15 protein-coding genes are annotated in these 16,512 nt (G+C 66.0%); 13 read left to right on the top strand and 2 right to left on the bottom strand.

The annotated features are described in order from the left end of the window. On the bottom strand, window positions 1-2,694 hold a 2,694-nt coding region (locus tag ACFOW6_RS11070; protein ID WP_382422434.1), incomplete at its 3' end, for a hypothetical protein. 626 nt (window positions 2,695-3,320) lie between these two features. On the opposite strand from ACFOW6_RS11070, the gene ACFOW6_RS11065 reads away from it, so the two are divergent. The 10 genes from ACFOW6_RS11065 (at window position 3,321) to phnN (ending at window position 11,664) form a co-directional block, all read left to right on the top strand. After that, a complete protein-coding gene (locus tag ACFOW6_RS11065) occupies window positions 3,321-3,752 on the top strand; it encodes a YbaY family lipoprotein (RefSeq protein ID WP_382422433.1) in 432 nt (143 codons plus the stop codon). Between the two features lie 186 nt (window positions 3,753-3,938). Further along, window positions 3,939-5,126, top strand: a complete 1,188-nt coding sequence (locus tag ACFOW6_RS11060) for a lytic transglycosylase domain-containing protein (RefSeq protein ID WP_382422432.1) — start codon at window positions 3,939-3,941, stop codon at window positions 5,124-5,126. A 137-nt stretch (window positions 5,127-5,263) separates the two neighbouring features. Beyond that, complete coding sequence (gene phnG / locus ACFOW6_RS11055) at window positions 5,264-5,752, top strand: phosphonate C-P lyase system protein PhnG (RefSeq protein ID WP_382422431.1); 489 nt, start codon at window positions 5,264-5,266, stop codon at window positions 5,750-5,752. Beyond that, window positions 5,749-6,360 (top strand): phosphonate C-P lyase system protein PhnH, encoded by a 612-nt coding sequence (phnH, locus tag ACFOW6_RS11050; RefSeq protein WP_382422430.1) that lies wholly within the window; start codon window positions 5,749-5,751, stop codon window positions 6,358-6,360. The genes phnG and phnH overlap by 4 nt, the downstream gene beginning before the upstream one ends. Before the next feature lie 4 nt (window positions 6,361-6,364). Next, window positions 6,365-7,504, top strand: a complete 1,140-nt coding sequence (locus tag ACFOW6_RS11045) for a carbon-phosphorus lyase complex subunit PhnI (protein WP_382422429.1) — start codon at window positions 6,365-6,367, stop codon at window positions 7,502-7,504. A 12-nt stretch (window positions 7,505-7,516) separates the two neighbouring features. Next, a complete protein-coding gene (locus ACFOW6_RS11040; protein WP_382422428.1) occupies window positions 7,517-8,443 on the top strand; it encodes an alpha-D-ribose 1-methylphosphonate 5-phosphate C-P-lyase PhnJ in 927 nt (308 codons plus the stop codon). Beyond that, entirely contained in the window at window positions 8,440-9,228 is a 789-nt protein-coding gene (gene phnK, locus ACFOW6_RS11035; RefSeq protein WP_382422427.1) for a phosphonate C-P lyase system protein PhnK, read from the top strand. The genes ACFOW6_RS11040 and phnK overlap by 4 nt, the downstream gene beginning before the upstream one ends. A 9-nt stretch (window positions 9,229-9,237) precedes the next feature. Then, on the top strand, window positions 9,238-9,936 hold the full coding sequence (gene phnL, locus ACFOW6_RS11030; RefSeq protein ID WP_382422426.1) for a phosphonate C-P lyase system protein PhnL: 699 nt from the start codon (window positions 9,238-9,240) through the stop codon (window positions 9,934-9,936). After that, window positions 9,933-11,075: an alpha-D-ribose 1-methylphosphonate 5-triphosphate diphosphatase gene (locus tag ACFOW6_RS11025; protein ID WP_382422425.1), complete on the top strand. Its 1,143-nt coding sequence runs from the start codon at window positions 9,933-9,935 to the stop codon at window positions 11,073-11,075. The genes phnL and ACFOW6_RS11025 overlap by 4 nt, the downstream gene beginning before the upstream one ends. Continuing rightward, window positions 11,068-11,664, top strand: coding sequence for a phosphonate metabolism protein/1,5-bisphosphokinase (PRPP-forming) PhnN (gene phnN / locus ACFOW6_RS11020; RefSeq protein ID WP_382422424.1), 597 nt, complete (start codon window positions 11,068-11,070; stop codon window positions 11,662-11,664). Before ACFOW6_RS11025 ends, phnN begins: the two co-directional genes overlap by 8 nt. A 37-nt stretch (window positions 11,665-11,701) precedes the next feature. Here the strand turns inward: phnN and ACFOW6_RS11015 are convergent, their stop codons facing one another. Continuing rightward, window positions 11,702-12,391 (bottom strand): DUF1045 domain-containing protein, encoded by a 690-nt coding sequence (locus tag ACFOW6_RS11015; protein ID WP_382422423.1) that lies wholly within the window; start codon window positions 12,389-12,391, stop codon window positions 11,702-11,704. 145 nt (window positions 12,392-12,536) lie between these two features. Between ACFOW6_RS11015 and phnF the strand changes: the two genes are divergently transcribed. The 3 genes from phnF to ACFOW6_RS11000 all read left to right on the top strand — a co-directional run bounded on the left by phnF (window position 12,537) and on the right by ACFOW6_RS11000 (window position 16,321). Continuing rightward, the gene (phnF, locus tag ACFOW6_RS11010; RefSeq protein WP_382422422.1) at window positions 12,537-13,253 is read left to right on the top strand and encodes a phosphonate metabolism transcriptional regulator PhnF; all 717 of its coding nucleotides are present in this window, start codon (window positions 12,537-12,539) and stop codon (window positions 13,251-13,253) included. Between the two features lie 202 nt (window positions 13,254-13,455). Then, a complete protein-coding gene (locus ACFOW6_RS11005; RefSeq protein WP_382422421.1) occupies window positions 13,456-15,936 on the top strand; it encodes a DUF3772 domain-containing protein in 2,481 nt (826 codons plus the stop codon). 52 nt (window positions 15,937-15,988) lie between these two features. Next, a complete protein-coding gene (locus ACFOW6_RS11000) occupies window positions 15,989-16,321 on the top strand; it encodes a TraR/DksA family transcriptional regulator (protein WP_382422420.1) in 333 nt (110 codons plus the stop codon). The last annotated feature ends 191 nt before the right edge of the window (window positions 16,322-16,512 follow it).

The raw sequence follows: 16,512 nt of genomic DNA, 5'->3' as shown, positions 1-16,512 counted from the left end.
GGCCAGACCCGTCAGCTTCACTCCCGTCTGAGACCCATCATCGCTCAGATCAGAAACAACGGACTCCGAGCCCGCACCGTAAACCGGCAGGCAATCTCCATCATACTCGCCAAAACCAGCATCAGCAGGTCCTGCGACACCCTTAATATCAAAATCGATCTGGGTATGAGTTGTTTTGGTAGACAGGGCGACCGCATCCGGATTGGTCGGGTCGGTTTCCGCCGTGGTCACGCTGATGTCAGCGCGGAAGTCGTCACTGCTGTCGATGGGCAGTTCGATGCCCATCTCACCGGTCACATCCAGGTTCTGGCCGGGAACGGCATTCTCGCCGAAATCGACTGTCAGGGACCCGCCATCAAGGCTGACGGTGCCTTCCACGCCATCGATCGTGATCGTCTGGCCATCTGTCAGGTCGTTGCCATCCGCATCCACGAAATGCGTGCCCTCGGCGGCGCCGCTCAGGCTGACCGTGAACTGCGTCACGCTTTCGGAACCGTCCTGATCGATCAGGCTGGCCGTGAAGTGCATGGGAATCTGCAGGGGCGATTCGGTGGAATCCTCGCCATGGTTCTGGGCCAAGACCTCGCCGTCCTCGGCGAAGGCGATGCCGTAGGGAGAATAACCATAGTAGCCAGCCCCCTCAGCATAGGCGGCCTGGGGCTCGTCACCATTGCCCCATTCGCAAACGCCATGAGCGCCACAGTTACCCTCGATCTCGCGATAGGATTCCAGCGTGACCGTGATCTTCGCACCGTCGGCGACTGCACGAATCTGGACGTCATAGGTTTCCTGCGATGTCGCCTCGTTGTTCTCGAAGGTCAGTTCACCGTCGGGCAACCCATCTGCGCGCAGTTCACGCGAGGTCGAGAAAACGTCGAACTGCAGGTCATTGTCCGCATGCTGCGGCAGGGTGACATCGAAGTTGCTGAAATCGATTTCCTGAACACGGGGGCCCTCGAGGGAGTCACCGCCTTCGCCTTCGACCTGGAAGTCGGTGAAGACCAACTGGCCACCCTCGTTCATGGTAACAGTCGCCTGGATCTCGCCAGACTGAAGGCCTGTCGCCTCGCTCCAGTACTGCCCGAAGATCGCAACCTGAAGACCACCTTCCGAGAGGGAGTCAGAGTCCAGGCGCTGACCGCCGATGGAGGCGTAGAAATTCTGCCCCCCGTCCTCGTCATATTGGCCAAACTCCGGCAGGGCGCTTGCCACTTCCGTGTTGTTCTCGGGATTCTCGCTCAGTCCGAGCGTCACCCGGATCAAGCCTTCGGAGGGCTCGTCCCGTCCAATCGCAAGATCGCGATCCGTGATCGCGGTCGAGAAGGGCAGGTTGTATGTCGGCTCGAAACTGGGAGTCCAACCCTGATAGCAGGGCCCGTACTCACCTGGAAACTCATGAGGGAAATCATTTCCCTCGAATTCCTGGCCCTGAAGGTTCAAAGGGACTTCCTGGTCGAAAATCGGAGGATAATATCCCTCACCACCTTCTCCGCCTTCGCCACCTTCGAGGGAATGGTCCTCGTTGAAGTAGAAGGTGTCGCCGTCAAGATTGGAACCTTCACCGCCGGCATCGATCTCGGGCAGGTCCGCCACGGCGTCCAGCACGACCGGCACGTCGCCAGTGAAGGTCACCTCCTGGCCCAGTGCCTCGGCGTCCAGGGAGACATCCAGCGTGAAATCGACGTCGCTGTCCTCGGGCGGCAGGATGAAGATGTTGCTGCCTTCCAGGTAGTCTTCGCTGACATCGCTCAGCGTGAAGGTCTCGGTGCCATCCACGAAGTCGAAGCGCTGGATGGTGTCGCCATCCACGTAGAAGAGGTAGGAGCCGGCCGGCGCACCCGAGATCTCCAGAGGTCCGTAGTCCACATCAATGGTGTCGGGCTCGGCCGTAATATCGAACACCAGATTGCCCGGGAAGAGGAAGTCCTCACCGGGATTGCCGAGGGAATCGAACGGTGTGTAGTCGTCATCCGTCCGCAGAGTCTCGTACATCTGCGTATCGAAGTCGGTATCAGCGTCCGTGAATCCGCTGCTTCCACCGGGATCCTGGCTCTCGGCCTGGATCGGCTGCCAGTCTTCGTAGAGGCCCAGTGCAGCTTCACCCTCAATGTCGGTCTGAACGGAGACGGAGATATCAAGCGCCAGGGCATCCCCAAAACCGGTCCCCTCGACTTCGAGCGGGCTGGGAGTCAGATCCCGCGGCCCCAGCAGGCCGCTGATGCCGATGCCGTCGCCGATGTCACCCGCCTCGGTCGGGGCGAAGCGGTCGCCGCCGCCTGCGGCCACCGCGCCCGGGCCGGCTTCCGGTCCGGCCGCCGGTTCGATCTGCTCGCCGGTCACCTCGGCCACCGCGAGGACCAGCTGGTCGATGTTGAAGCCCGCGTCCTGCAGGGCCGCGACCACCGCCGGATCCTCCAGATCGATGCCGTCCTCGACGTCAAAACCCAGTTCGGCCAGAACCGCCAGCGCCTGAGAGATCAGCTCCTGCGGGTTCTCCGGTGCGCCTTCGCCCCCGTCACCCTGGTTGTCTCCGGTGTTCTCGGGCTCGTTCTGCGCCAACTGCGCGACGGAGTCACTGAACTCAGGCGTGCCGGACTGCGGAGTACCGCTGTCCTGACTGTCCGTCATCGACGCCTCCTGCCCCTCCTGGGCTGCGGTGGCGTTGCGGGTATCTTCATTGACGCGATCGACCATCGTTCGGCTCCTTCCAAACAGGATGACATTCGGGTCCCACATGGACTTCAGGCGAAATACCCGAAAATTGTCACTAGAATGCCCCCTAACCTCTCGGAGAAGTCACGCGGGGTCAAATATAAAGAGATAGTTAACGACATATCATGATATGTTTCTTCTTTTGATTGAGGTGATTAGGTTGCGCTTCCCCTCGCATCGACACGGGAGATCGCGGGAAATCTGAAGAATCACAGTTAAAACAGAAAGTTAATACCTTACGCCTGAACCGTTCACATTCGCTCGTTTCGGGAAACGTTAACCTTGCAGATTGTATCCGCCAGGCCCGTGAGAGGCAAATCGCGACCAGCGATCCCGGCCGGCCCCACCATACGCAGCGGACCGCTGGCGCACCTTCGTGTCCGGCTGTGTCATGCAGCGCATCCCTCTTTTGTCACAGCCCGCCCCCGCCCATGCCGCCCGCCGCAGAAAAATCACTTTTGCCGACCATGGCCTTGCGGCAGGTTCGGAGCCACAAGACGACTCGCGCCCCGTGGCCCCTTCGCCCGCTGCCAGCCCCCGGCTGGTGTGGGGCTGTCACGTAGGCTGTCTACGCTATGTTCCATGTGTTCCGGAGGTTCATGCCCGCCATGCTGTCCCGAACAGCGTTCCACTCCCTGATGTCAATGGCCCTGGCGGCCTGTCTCGCCCTGCTGCTGTCCGCCTGCTCAACCGTTTTTGAACGGGACCGCGAGGCACCCGAGAGTCTCAGCGGCCAGGTGACCACCAACGACCGACAGGCCCTGCCGGCCGGCAGCGAGCTGGAGGTCTTCATGCAGGAAGAGACCAAGTCCGACATCATCGGCCCCATCGTCGCCCACAGCAAACAGGCGGTCTCGGGCAGCCCGCCCTTCAGCTTCGAACTGAAGGCGGACAAGGAACTCGCCCCCCAGCGCCTGCACATCCTGCGCGCCCGCATCCTGCAGGACGGCGAGATCCTCTACGAAACCCGCGCGCCGCTGCCGGTGATGACGCTGGACCACCCGCGCCAGGTGGAGCTGGAACTGCGCCGCCGGCCGTGAGCCGGCCCTGGCGGCAAGGCCTGCCACGGCTCTCGGCGGGCGGGACCGGCCGGACTTGCGCAATAATTTTGCACAGCTGCCAACCGAGCGGTAAGGTTCCCTTGGCCATAAGACCGGCCAGGAAATCAAGGGCCGCCGCTCCCCTCACAGGACGGACGGCCGCCATAGCAGACTCGTGCGCAGGACATGCAGGAACAGCCACGCCCGGTCGCCGGACGTCTCGCGCGGGCCGGACAGCAGATAACCAAAAGCTTGCGCGGCCTGCGGGCCCTGCCCGGGGACCTGCGGACCAGCCTGGCCCAGCTGTCCCTGGCGCTGGCCGGCACCCCGGTGCTGCTGCTGATCGTGCTGGCCTGGGCTCCGCTCGACCAACCGCTGGACGCCGCGCCGGAGCCGACGGGCCGTCTCGTCTATACCCAGCCCTTGCCGCCGGTCCCCGCATCCGCCGGCGAACTGAGCCGTGCCTTGCGCCAGCAGCGCGCTCAACGCGCCGCCGCGCCGCAGGTCACCGCCGCCATCCGCGCGCAGCTGCCGGGCGCGAAGGCCATGCCGGACCCGACCGAGACGGCCCCCGGCCTGCAGACTGCGCTGTCCCTTTCACCAGGCCGCACCGTCCTGCCACCCCGGGTCCTGGAACCGCCGTCCCTGCCACGCGCCCGGCGCTTCCACCCCCCGGGTGATCGACCGCAAGCCGGAACAGTCATGCCGGCGCCGCGGCCCGGCTGGACTCACCGCCTGTCCTTTCCCGGCCCCACGGGGCGGCGCCCGCCACCGCACCCCACGACGCCGGCGATCAAGCCGGCCGACGGACGCCTGCTGCCCCTGCAGAGCGCGTCGATCCGGCCCGCCGAGCTGCCGCCGGCGGTCGGCCTGCGCCTGGCGCGCCAGACGCGGCAGGCCATCGCCGAGGTGGAAGCCGCCTTCGACATCCCCGAAGACCTGCTGCAAGCCCTGGCCCTGGTGGAAAGCGGCACGACGGTGGGCGGCGAGAAGCATCCCTGGCCCTGGTCGCTGAACAGCAACGGCCACGGCTGGCGCTTCGCCAGCCGGCGCGATGCCCTGGCGGCCCTGGACCGCCTGCTGCTGGCCGGCTTCGCCTCGGTGGACCTGGGCGCGCTGCAGGTCAATCTCTACTGGCACGGCGAGGACGTCAGCGAGTTCGCCCACGGCCTCGATCCGCGCGAGAACGCCGGGATCGCGGCGCGCTACCTGAGCGAGCTCCACCGCCAGCACGGCAGCTGGGAGGGTGCCGTGCGCCACTACCACTCCTACAACCCCGCCCACCAGCAACGCTATCTCTGCCGTGTGCGCGCCGAACTGGCCCGCCTGGGCCGGAACCCCAGCGAGATTTTTGCGAAGACGATCTGCGGGTAGTGATGGGGTTCAAAAGCCCGACGTGCCGGCTTTTCACTCCAACACCTGTCATCAAAGAATCACACTTTCCTGTTTGACTTGGAAGCAGGATTTGGCTTTCTATTCATATAGTCGTCTAGATCTTTTGGAGGGACGCCATGCCACATGCGAACCGGGAGGATGTGATGGCCCGGCGGGCGCGACAACGCTGGATGGGTGTCCTGGCCCGCGCCTCGGTCGAGGAGCTGGAACGCCATCTGCCGGAGCCCTTGCCCGAAGGCGGCTACAGCCTGCTGCGGCGGCCCGAGACGGGCAGCGTCATGCTGCGCGGCCGCGCCGGCGGTACGGGCGAGCGCTTCAACCTGGGCGAGGCGACGCTGACCCGCTGCACCCTGCGTCTGGCCGACGGCACCATCGGCTTCGGCTACGTCATGGGCCGCAGGCCGCGCCATGCCGAGCTGGCGGCCCTGTTCGACGCCCTGCTGCAGCAGCCCGAGCGGCGCGACAGCCTGATGGACAGCGTGATCGAGCCGTTGGCCCGCCGGCAGGAGGAACGCCGTCAGGCGATCACGGCCCGGGCGGCAAGCAGCAAGGTGGACTTCTTCACCATGGTTCGGGAATCGACAGCAGGAGACGCCGGCGCATGAGCATGGCCCAGACACACGACCGGGGCATGACGCCCGGCTTCGCCGACGAGGTCTTCGAGGCCCAGGTCTGTTTCCGGCGCTGCCTGGAGGCCTTCTCCTTTCCCGGCCACCTGCTGGCCCTGCCGGTCGAGCTGGCTCCCCCGGCGCCGATGAACCCGGCGGCGGCCGCCTGCCTGCTGACCCTGGCCGACCTGGACACCCCGGTCTGGCTGGACCATGCCGCGGCGGAGACCTCGGCCATCGCCGACTTCCTCAGGTTCCACCGCGCCGTGCACATCACCGCCGCCCCCCGTGACTGCCTCTTCGCGCTTGTCTGCGACAGCGCCCACCTGCCGGCCCCGGAGCGTTTCGCCCTGGGCAGCGACGAGTATCCGGAGGCCAGCAGCACCGTCCTGGTCCAGGTGGAGGGCTTCGACACGGACACGGGGCCGCTATGGCGCGGCCCGGGCATCAAGGAGTCCGTGCGGCTCTGGCCCCGGGGCCTGCCCGAGACCTTCCTGGAAGAGCGCCGGGCCATGAGCGAGCTGTTCCCGCGCGGACTGGATTACCTCTTCACCTGCGGGAGGCGGCTGGCCGCCCTGCCCCGCACCACACGGCTGGAGGACTGATCCCATGTACGTTGCCGTCAAGGGAGGCGAACAGGCCATCGAGGCCTCGCTGCGGCTGCTGGACGAAGAACGCCGTGGCGATCCGGAGGTGCCCGAGCTGTCCCTGGAGCAGATCAAGCAGCAAATGACGCTGGCCGTCGACCGGGTGATGAGCGAGGGCGCGCTGTTCGACCGTGATCTGGCCGCACTGGCCATCAAGCAGGCGCGCGGCGACCTGATCGAGGCGATCTTCCTCTTGCGCGCCTATCGCACCACGCTGCCGCGGCTGGCCGTCTCGGCACCGCTGGACACCAGCCGCATGACCCTGAAGCGCCGCATCTCGGCCATCTTCAAGGACGTGCCGGGCGGCCAGGTGCTGGGGCCCACCTTCGACTACAGCCACCGCCTGCTGGATTTCTCGCTGGCGGAGCTGGCCCGCGACGAGAGCCTGCCGGAGGAGGAGCTTCCGCCGGCCGAGCCGCTGCTCCCTGCCGAGCCTCTGCCGGAAACCATGCCGCGCCTGGTGGACATCCTGAACCAGGACGGCCTGATCGAGCAGGATTTTCCCGACGATCCGCAGCGCCCGGTCGGCGACCTGACCCGCGAGCCCCTGCCGCTGCCCGCCGGACGCGACATCCGTTTGCAGAACCTGGCGCGCGGCGACGAGGGCTTCCTGCTGGCGCTGGGCTATTCCAGCCAGCGCGGCTATGGCCACGTCCATCCCTTCGCCGGCGAGATCCGCCACGGCCATGTCGCCGTGGAGATCGTGCCCGAAGAGCTCGGCTTCGCGATCGAGGTCGGCGAGGTCGACGTCACCGAATGCCACATGGTCACCCAGTTCACCGGCAGCGCCGAAGCGCCGCCGCAGTTCACCAACGGCTATGGCCTGACCTACGGCCAGGGCGAGCGCAAGGCCATGGCCATGGCGCTGGTGGACCGCAGCCTGCGCGCCGAAGAGCTGGGCGAAGAGCCGGCCAGTCCGTCCCAGGACCAGGAATTCGTGCTCTCGCACAGCGACAACGTCGAGGCCTCGGGCTTCCTGCAGCACCTGAAGCTGCCGCACTACGTGGACTTCCAGAGCGAACTGGCCCTGGTGCGCCGCTTGCGCGAGGAGCACGACAAGGCCCACACCAAGGACCAGGACCGGCAGGACGCTGCGGAATAAGGAAAGAAGACGATGGCAGACGGCACAGCAGAGACAGGGCGCCCCGACAGCGGCTACAACTTCGCCTACCTGGACGAACAGACCAAGCGGATGATCCGCCGGTCCATCCTGAAGGCACTGGCCATCCCGGGGCACCAGGTACCCTTCGGCAGCCGCGAGATGCCGTTGCCCTATGGCTGGGGCACCGGCGGCATCCAGGTCACCGCCTCGGTGCTGGGCCCGGACGACCGGCTCAAGGTGATCGACCAGGGGGCGGACGACACCACCAACGCCGTCAACATCCGCCGCTTCTTCTCCCGCACAGCGAACGTCGCCACCACCGAGCGCACGCAGGACGCCAGCCTGATCCAGACCCGCCACCGCATTCCGGAAACGCCGCTGCAGGAAGGACAGATCCTGGTCTACCAGGTGCCGATCCCGGAGCCGCTGCGCTGGCTGGAGCCGCGCGAGAGCGAGACGCGCAAGATGCACGCGCTGTCCGAATACGGCATCATGCACGTGCGCCTCTACGAGGACATCGCCCAGTGGGGCCGCATCGCCAACAGCTATGACTATCCGGTGCAGGTGAACGGCCGCTACATCGCACGCCCCTCGCCGATCCCCAAGTTCGACAATCCCAAGATGGACAGGAACCCGGCCATCCAGCTGTTCGGCGCCGGCCGGGAAAAGCGCATCTACGCCATCCCGCCCTATACCGAAGTGAAGAGCCTGGACTTCGAGGACCACCCCTTCGACGTGGAGACCTGGGACGAGCCCTGCGCCCTCTGCGGCGCCCGGGACAGCTACCTGGACGAGATCGTCACCGACGACCAGGGCACGCGCATGTTCGTCTGCTCCGACAGCGACTACTGCGGGCAGCGCCGGGATGCCGGCCATCGCGGGCACCAGGCCCCGCCAGCGGGACTGCCGGGTCAGACAGGCGGAAAGGAAGACCGATGATGCAGAATGGCGAACAGGCTCCGCTGCTGACGGCGGAGGGCGTCACCCACGACTTCGGGGCGCTGCGCGCCTGCGACGACATCTCGCTCGAGGTCTTTCCCGGCGAGGTCCTCTGCATCGCCGGGGAATCGGGCTCGGGCAAGACGACCCTGCTGAGGATCCTCTCGGGCCGCCTGGCGCCCAGCGAAGGGCGGGTGACCTGCCGCAGCGACGACGGACTGGAGCACGACCTCTATGCCCTGGACGAGGCCGCGCGGCGCCAACTGATGCGCAGCCACTGGGGCATCGTCGAGCAGAACCCGCGCGACGGACTGCGCATGGGGGTCAGCGCCGGCGCCAATGTCGGCGAGCCCCTGATGGCCCTGGGCCGGCGCCACTACGGCAGCCTGCGCGCCACGGCGCTGGACTGGCTGGGCAAGGTGGAGATCGCGCAGGAGCGTGTCGACGACCTGCCGCAGACCTTCTCCGGCGGCATGCAGCAGCGCCTGCAGATCGCCCGCAACCTGGTGACCGGCCCGCGCCTGGTGTTCATGGACGAGCCCACGGGCGGGCTGGACGTCTCGGTCCAGGCGCGCCTGCTGGACCTGCTGGGCGGGCTGGTCGCCCAGCTGGACCTGGCTGCCATCATCGTCACCCACGACCTGGCCGTCGCCCGCCTGCTGGCGCACCGCCTGGTCGTCATGCGTCACGGCGAGGTGGTCGAGACCGGGCTGACCGACCAGCTGCTCGACGATCCCCAGCACGCCTACACCCAGCTGCTCGTCTCTTCGGTCCTGCAAGCCTGAGGAAGTTCCATGACCGTCATGATCCACAGCGAGGGCCTTTCCAAGACCTTCACCCTGCACACCCAGGGGGGCAAGACCCTGCCCGTGCTCGACGGCGTGGACTTCGCCGCCGAAGCCAGCGAATGCGTCGCTCTCCACGGCCCCTCGGGCTCCGGCAAGAGCAGCCTGATGCGCTGTCTCTACGCCAACTACAAGCCCACGGCCGGCCGCGTGATGGTGCGCCATGACGGGGTGCAGGTGGACATCACGAACGCCCATCCGGGGCACATCGTCGAGGTGCGGCGCCACAGCCTGACCTTCGTCACCCAGTTCCTGCGCGTCATCCCGCGCGTGGCGACACTGGACATCGTGGCGGAGCCGCTGATCCAGACCGGTACGGATGAAGAGGACGCGCGGGAGCGTGCCGCCGAGCTGCTGGAGCGCCTGCGCATCCCCCAGGCGCTCTGGGGACTGGCGCCCGCCACCTTCTCCGGCGGCGAGCAGCAGCGCGTGAACATCGCCCGCGGCTTCGCCCTGCCCCGGCCCATCCTGCTGCTGGACGAACCCACGGCTTCCCTGGACGAGGCCAACCGCGATACCGTGATCGACCTGATCCTGGAGGCGCGCACCGCCGGCGCCGCCGTCGTCGGCATCTTCCACGACGCGGAGGTCCGCGGCCGCGTGGCCGACCGCCTGTTCCCTCTCAGCGCACACAAGGCAGCCGCATGAACGAGACCATTCTCACCAACGCGAGGATCGTGACCGAAGACGAGGTCTTCGAGGGTTCGCTTAGCCTGCGCGACGGCCGGATCGCCGCGCTGGACCATGGCCCCAGCCGGGCGCCCGGCGCCGAGGACCTGGAGGGCGACTACCTGATCCCCGGCCTGGTGGAGCTACACACCGACAGCCTGGAGAAGCACATGGTGCCCCGGCCCGGCACCCGCTGGCCCACCCTGCCGGCCATCGCCGCCCACGACGCCCAGATCACCGCCTCGGGCATCACCACCGTCTTCGACGCCATCGCACTGGGCGACGTGAAGGAGGACAGCCAGCGCCTGGAGCTGTTGCAGGACACTCTCTCCGGCCTGGAGGCGGCGCCCCGGCACGGCCTGTTCAAGGCCGACCATTACCTGCACCTGCGCTGCGAGGTCAGCTATCCCGGCTTGATCGAGATGACCGAGCACAGCTTCGAGCACGCGATGCTGCGCCTGGTCTCGGTCATGGACCACACGCCGGGCCAGCGACAGTTCGTACGCCTGGACAAGTACGCCGAGTACTATCAGGGCAAGTACGGGCTCAGCGACACGGAGCTGCAGGACTTCATCGCCCGGCGCAAGGCCGACCAGGAACGCCACAGCGCACGCAACCGCCGGCACGTCGTCGCCCTGGCCCGGGCGCGCGGCATCCCGCTGGCCAGCCACGACGACGCCACCGGCGCGCATGTCGACGAAGCCGCGCGTGACGGCATGGTCATCGCCGAGTTCCCCACCACCCGGGACGCTGCCGAAACCTCGCGCAAGGCCGGGCTGTCCGTAATGATGGGCGGACCCAACCTGGTGCGCGGCGGCTCGCACTCCGGCAATGTCTCGGCGCGCGACCTGGCCGACGACGGCATGCTGGACATCATCTCCAGTGACTATGTCCCCTCCAGCCTGCTGCAGGGCGCCTTCATGCTTAGCGACGGGGACAGCGCCCTCAGCCTGCCCGAGGCTGTCGCCAAGGTCAGCGTCATTCCGGCACGGCGGGTCGGCCTGGACGACCGCGGCGCCATCGCTCCGGCCAAGCGCGCCGACCTCGTGCGCGTACAGGTGCGCCACGGCCTGCAGCGGCCGCTGGCGGTCTGGCGCGAGGGGCAGCGCGTTGGCTGACGGCCTGCCAGGGACCGGCGGCACGCTGGTGCTGGTGGCCGGTCCCAGCGGCGCCGGCAAAGACAGCCTGATCGAGGCCGCCCGACGGCAACTGCCGGCCGATCGCTTTGTCTTTCCGCAGCGCGTCATCACCCGGCAGGACGCCAGCGGCGCGGAAGTCAGCGACTACGTGACGCCGGAGGTCTTCGCCCGCCTGCAGGACTCGGACGCCTTCGCCCTGCATTGGCAGGCGCACGGCAATCATTATGGCATTCTCCGCAGTATCGAGCCGGAACTGGCCCAGGGCCGTCATGTGGTGGTGAACGTCTCGCGCAGCGTCATCGACCAGGCGCGCCATCAATATTCCCGCCTGCGGGTCATGCTCGTCACCGCCAGCCGGGCTGTGCTGCGCCAGCGGTTGGCGGCACGCGGCCGCGAGCTCGATGCGGACATAGACCGCCGCCTGGAGCGCAGCCTGCTGGAAATGCCCGATGCGCCCGACGTGGTGGAGATCGTCAACGACGGAGCCCTTCAGGACGCCATCGACCGCTTCATCACCGAACTGGCAACGCTCGACGCCCTCGAGGACCGGCATCTGGCCGGCAGCTGAGTCCATTATGACCCCACCCAGATGGCACTGCATGACATCAGGATAGCGGCAGGCGCGCAATCTCCGTGAAGGGCTCCCTCGCGGTCCGCTGCCGCATCAGGCTGAGGGCATCGAACGCCAGGGGTCGGGCAAGGACCGGTTCCAGGGCTTGCGCCAGGATCGGTGCGACGCGCGCGTGCTCCGCCTCGTCCAGGGCGCGGGTCAGCGTCATGTGGAAGCGGAACTCGTCGAAAACATAGGGATAGCCCCAGCGCTGCAGCAGCGCCTCCTGCCGGGCGCTCAGGCCAGTCGCACGACGGCGCGCCAGGTCCTCGGGGTGCGGCGCGGCGCGAAAGCGGTCCAGTCGCTCCACGCAGGCGCCGGCGATGTCATCCAGGCGAGGCTCGGGGGCCTCGGGAAGCAGCGCCAGGAAACCGCCCAGTCGCGAAAGCCCGAGATAGGGCATCGGAAAGGTCCGGAATTGCCTGGCCAGCGTGGCAACCGCCTCGTGAAGTGCAGATTCGTCATGGCCCCTGGCCAGCCGGAACGGTGGCTTGAGGGTCGCGTGGAACCCGTAAACGCGCGGCGTGCCGGTGACGTCCTCCACGATGCCTCTGTCCAGCCCGAAGGCGTCTGCCGATCGCGGGAGCGCGCCGTCATGAGGATCGTATCCCAGCCACTGCCCGGCAAGGCGCCGCAGGGCGCTGTCCCTGGGCGGAGTGAAATAGACGGCATAGCGTTCGCTCATAAGCTCTTCCCTCTCCATCGGGACTTGCCAGGCCGGCCCGGGTTGTTCAAACAACGCTCCTGCGACTCGCTGGAAACACGGTAATCTTCATGGCTGCAGACAAGATGGATACAGCCGCTCCCCGGCGCCGACACGGACCCATCGCATGAACCGAGGCAACGGTGTCGCCCTGTGGCGACAGATACAGCAGAAACTCCAGGAGGAGATTGCCCGCGGCACTTACAAGCCGGGCGAGCGCCTGCCCAATGAAGCCGAACTGGCGGAACGCTTCAAGGTGAACCGCCACACCCTGCGCCGGGCCGTGGGCGCGCTTCAGGAAAGCGGCGCCGTGCGGGTGGAACAGGGGCGCGGCACCTATGTCCAGGAACAGATGGTGGATTACGCCGTCGGCCGGCGCACGCGCTTTACCGAGAACATCCTGCGCATACAGCGGCATCCGGGCGGACATACTCTGCGCACGCTCTCCCTGCCCGCCGAGGCCGAGATTGCCCGCGGCCTGGCCATCCGCGCCGGCAAGCCGGTCTTCCTGATCGAACGCGTGGGCGTGGTGGACGACAAGCCCGTCAGCATTGCCGCGCACTACTTCTCGCAGGCCCGCTTGCCGCGGATGCTGGAGGAATACGAAAAGACGGACTCGATCACGAAGGCACTGGCGGCCCAGGGGATCGAGGATTACTTCCGCAAGACCAGTCGGATCGGGGCTGCGCTGCCGGCGGACGACGACGCCCGGCACCTTCAGCAGCCGCGCAACCAGCCGGTCCTGACGGCGGAAAGCATCAACGTGGACGCCCAGGGCAAACCCATCGAGTACAGCCTGACCCGCTTTTCCGCACTGCGTGTGAACCTGGTTGTGGAACTGTGAAGGCGGCATGCTCGAACCTGTCGGAGAAACCGGAGCACACCTTTTACTAAAGTTTCATGACCTGCGCATGAAAGCCACCTGCCTTCTTGCGAATATCAGGTGGCCGACAACGAATTGTATTTCATGGAAAGAGCGCCCTGTTTCTGACAAAGATGGGCACGATCTCTCGGCCATTGCCTGCAAGAAAGCCGGACGAACCGCCATGCGTACAGGCCTTCTCCTTCCTTTCCTTCTGACGCTGCTGCTCTCCCTGGCCGCATCGGCCCAAGGCCCGGGCGGCGAACCGGCATTCGACGGCCAGATCCAGGAATGGGAGTCCGTTCTCGAGCGCGCCGAGCAGCAGCTCAGGCAACCGATGGATGCTTCTCCCGTTGTGGAGGATGAACTGAAACAGGAGCTGCGCGCCGTGCTCTCGGCGGCCGAGCATCGGCAGAACGAGGCGGAAAGCCGTCTTGCTCCGTTGCAGGAGCAGCTCAACAGCCTTGGCGAACCACCGGCCGAGGGCGACCCGCCCGAGAATCCCGAGATCCGCCAGACCCGTCAGGATCTGAACCAACGCATCAGCACCATCGAGGCCCGTGTACGCCAGGCAGCGCTGGTCCGCGTGCGCGCAAACGAATTTCTTCAGGAAATCGCAAGCCGCGAACGCCAGCGCCTTCAGGAAGAAGTGCTGGAACGCACCCCGTCCCCTCTCTGGCCTGGTGTCTGGCAGCAGGCGGTCCAGGACGCGGTCGAGGTTCTCTCAGGCATCTGGGATGCACCGTTCGACTGGGCATCCGAGATTGCCCAATTCGGCCGCCAGGGAGCACTGCCCTATCTCTATCTCTTTGGCATCCCGGCGGTCGCTTTCCTGCTGGGCTGGCCCATACGGCACTGGCTGAGCAAACGCTTCGGGCGCGATCTCGAAGAGGAGGATCCGGGCTATTCCCGGCGCGTCGTCGCAGCCATCGCCGACGGCCTTGCGCGCGCCGTCATTCCCTCCCTGGCCATCGGAATCGCCATCGGGATTCTTTACTTCCAGGAAATCCTGACCGGCTATTTCGCGACGCTGCTCTATATCCTGGCCGCGGCCGTCACCGGCTTCATCCTGGTCAGCGGCCTGGCCCGTGCCGTTCTCTCTCCGCGTCGTCCGCACTGGCGCATCATGCCGGTGACGCCGCTGGGGGCGCGCGTTCTTTACCAGCGTGTGTTCTTGGTCACAGCCATTTTCGCCGGCACCGCCGCGCTGCAGATGGCCGCCATACAGGCAGAGGCCTTCACGCCGGAACTGCGCTCGGTCTTCGTTCTGATCGACAACTCGGTCATGGCCGTGCTGCTGCTGTCGATGCTGCCCAACCGCTATTGGGTGAATCCCGAGGAGGGCTTCGGATCCACCGGCTGGAATGCCGGACGTTTCCTGCTGGGCACCGTGGTCTGCCTGACCCCCTTTCTCGCCCTTGTCGGCTACAGTCGCCTGGCGGAATTCCTGCAGACCCGGATCATCGTCACCGGTGTGCTGATCGGCTTCTTCTTCCTGCTGCGCCTTGTTTTCCGGGAGGCCCTGTCCCTGCTGCTGGACTTGGCATACCGTCAGCGCACGGGGGCGGTAAGCCAGGAGGAAAACCGCCACCAACTGACTCTCTTCTGGGCCGGATTGGTGATCGATATCGCTCTGCTCCTGCCACTGGCCTACGTACTTCTGCTCATCTACGGCGTGCCCTCGACGATCGTCACGCTCTGGGCCGAACAGCTGCTGACCGGCATCAACATCGGCGAGGTCAGGATCTCGCTGGTCGACATCCTCCTCGCCGGCGTGGTCTTGACCGTCGGGCTTTTCGCCTCGGGACTGCTGCGCCGCTGGCTGTCGGAAAGGGTGCTGCCGAACACCTATCTGGACTATGGGATCCGCAATTCCATCTCCTCCGGCATCAGCTACATCGGCGTCGGCATGGCCCTGATCCTGGCGATTGCGACACTGGGGATCAGCCTGTCCAACCTGGCACTGGTGGCCGGCGCGCTGTCCGTCGGCATCGGCTTCGGGTTGCGCACCGTGGTGGAGAACTTCGTGGCCGGCCTGCTGCTGCTGATCGAACGGCCGATCAAGGTCGGCGACTGGGTCGTGGTGGGCGAAAACGAGGGCATGGTCCGGCACATCTCGGTCCGTTCGACGGAAATCGAAACCTTCGATCGCTCTTCGGTCATCGTGCCCAACTCGGACCTGATCGCCTTGCCGGTCACCAACTGGACTCACAAGAACCGAATCGCCCGCATCATCATTCCCTTGCGACTCTACTATGGCGAGGATGCTCGGAAGGTCCAACAGCTCCTGCTTGATTGCGCTGGGCGGAACGACGATGTCCTGGCATTCCCGGAGCCTTACGTTTTCTTCAAGGCCTTTGGGGAATCGGCGCTGGAATTAGAGCTGCGCTGCTACATCCGGGAGACCGACCGCTATCTAGACGTAATGACGGATTTGCATTTCGCCATCGACGATAGCTTCCGCGAGAACGGCATCCAGATGCCCTTCCCGCAACAGGACATCTACCTTCATCGCTCAGGCGCCGATCCCCGGCAGGCGCAGCCGCAGAAAACTGCAGAAGACACCCAGGAGGACAGCAATCATCAGCAACAGGGCAAACAGCATCGGGGGGAGATTTCCACCGAAGCCGATAGCGGGCCGGATCGGGACGGAGACGCCAGTTGATTCTGCCGTCAACGCCCTTTTCCCGAGATCAGCCCTGGGATAGTTTCGCCTCATGAACGAGCCGGAAGATTATCGCAAGCGCCTGCTGCAGGAACGTGAAACCCTGCTGCAGCAAGGCGAGAACACCAGCGCCGACCGGCGCCCCGTGGAACTGGACCAGCAGAGCGTGGGCCGGTTGTCGCGCATGGACGCCATGCAGGTCCAGGCCATGGCCAAGGCCTCGGAACAGCGCCGCCACGCGCGCCTGCGCAAGATCGACGCGGCGCTGAAGCGTATCGATGAAGACGAATTCGGCTACTGCGTGGCCTGCGGCGAGGAGATCGCCCCCAAACGCCTTGACCTGGACCCTACGGTGCCGCGCTGCATCGACTGTGCCGAGGGCTGACCTCCTTCCTCAGAGACCAAGATAGGCCTTCTTGACCATGGGGTGCCCCTCCAGTTCATGAGACGGCCCGTCCAGGACCTTTGTCTCCCAGTTTGGAAATTCTTGTATCTGAGAACATCGCCGGCGGTCTGTGCCAAGCAATGTTGCCATCATATTTAACTAGACTACCCTTGCAAAAGGACAACCAGAGC

It is taken from the genome of Fodinicurvata halophila (assembly GCF_042651425.1).
GTDB classification, from domain to species: Bacteria; Pseudomonadota; Alphaproteobacteria; order Kiloniellales; family DSM-21159; genus Fodinicurvata; species Fodinicurvata halophila.
The sequence above is the reverse complement of the archived record's forward strand: the minus strand, read 5'-3'. Positions and strand labels throughout refer to the sequence as shown.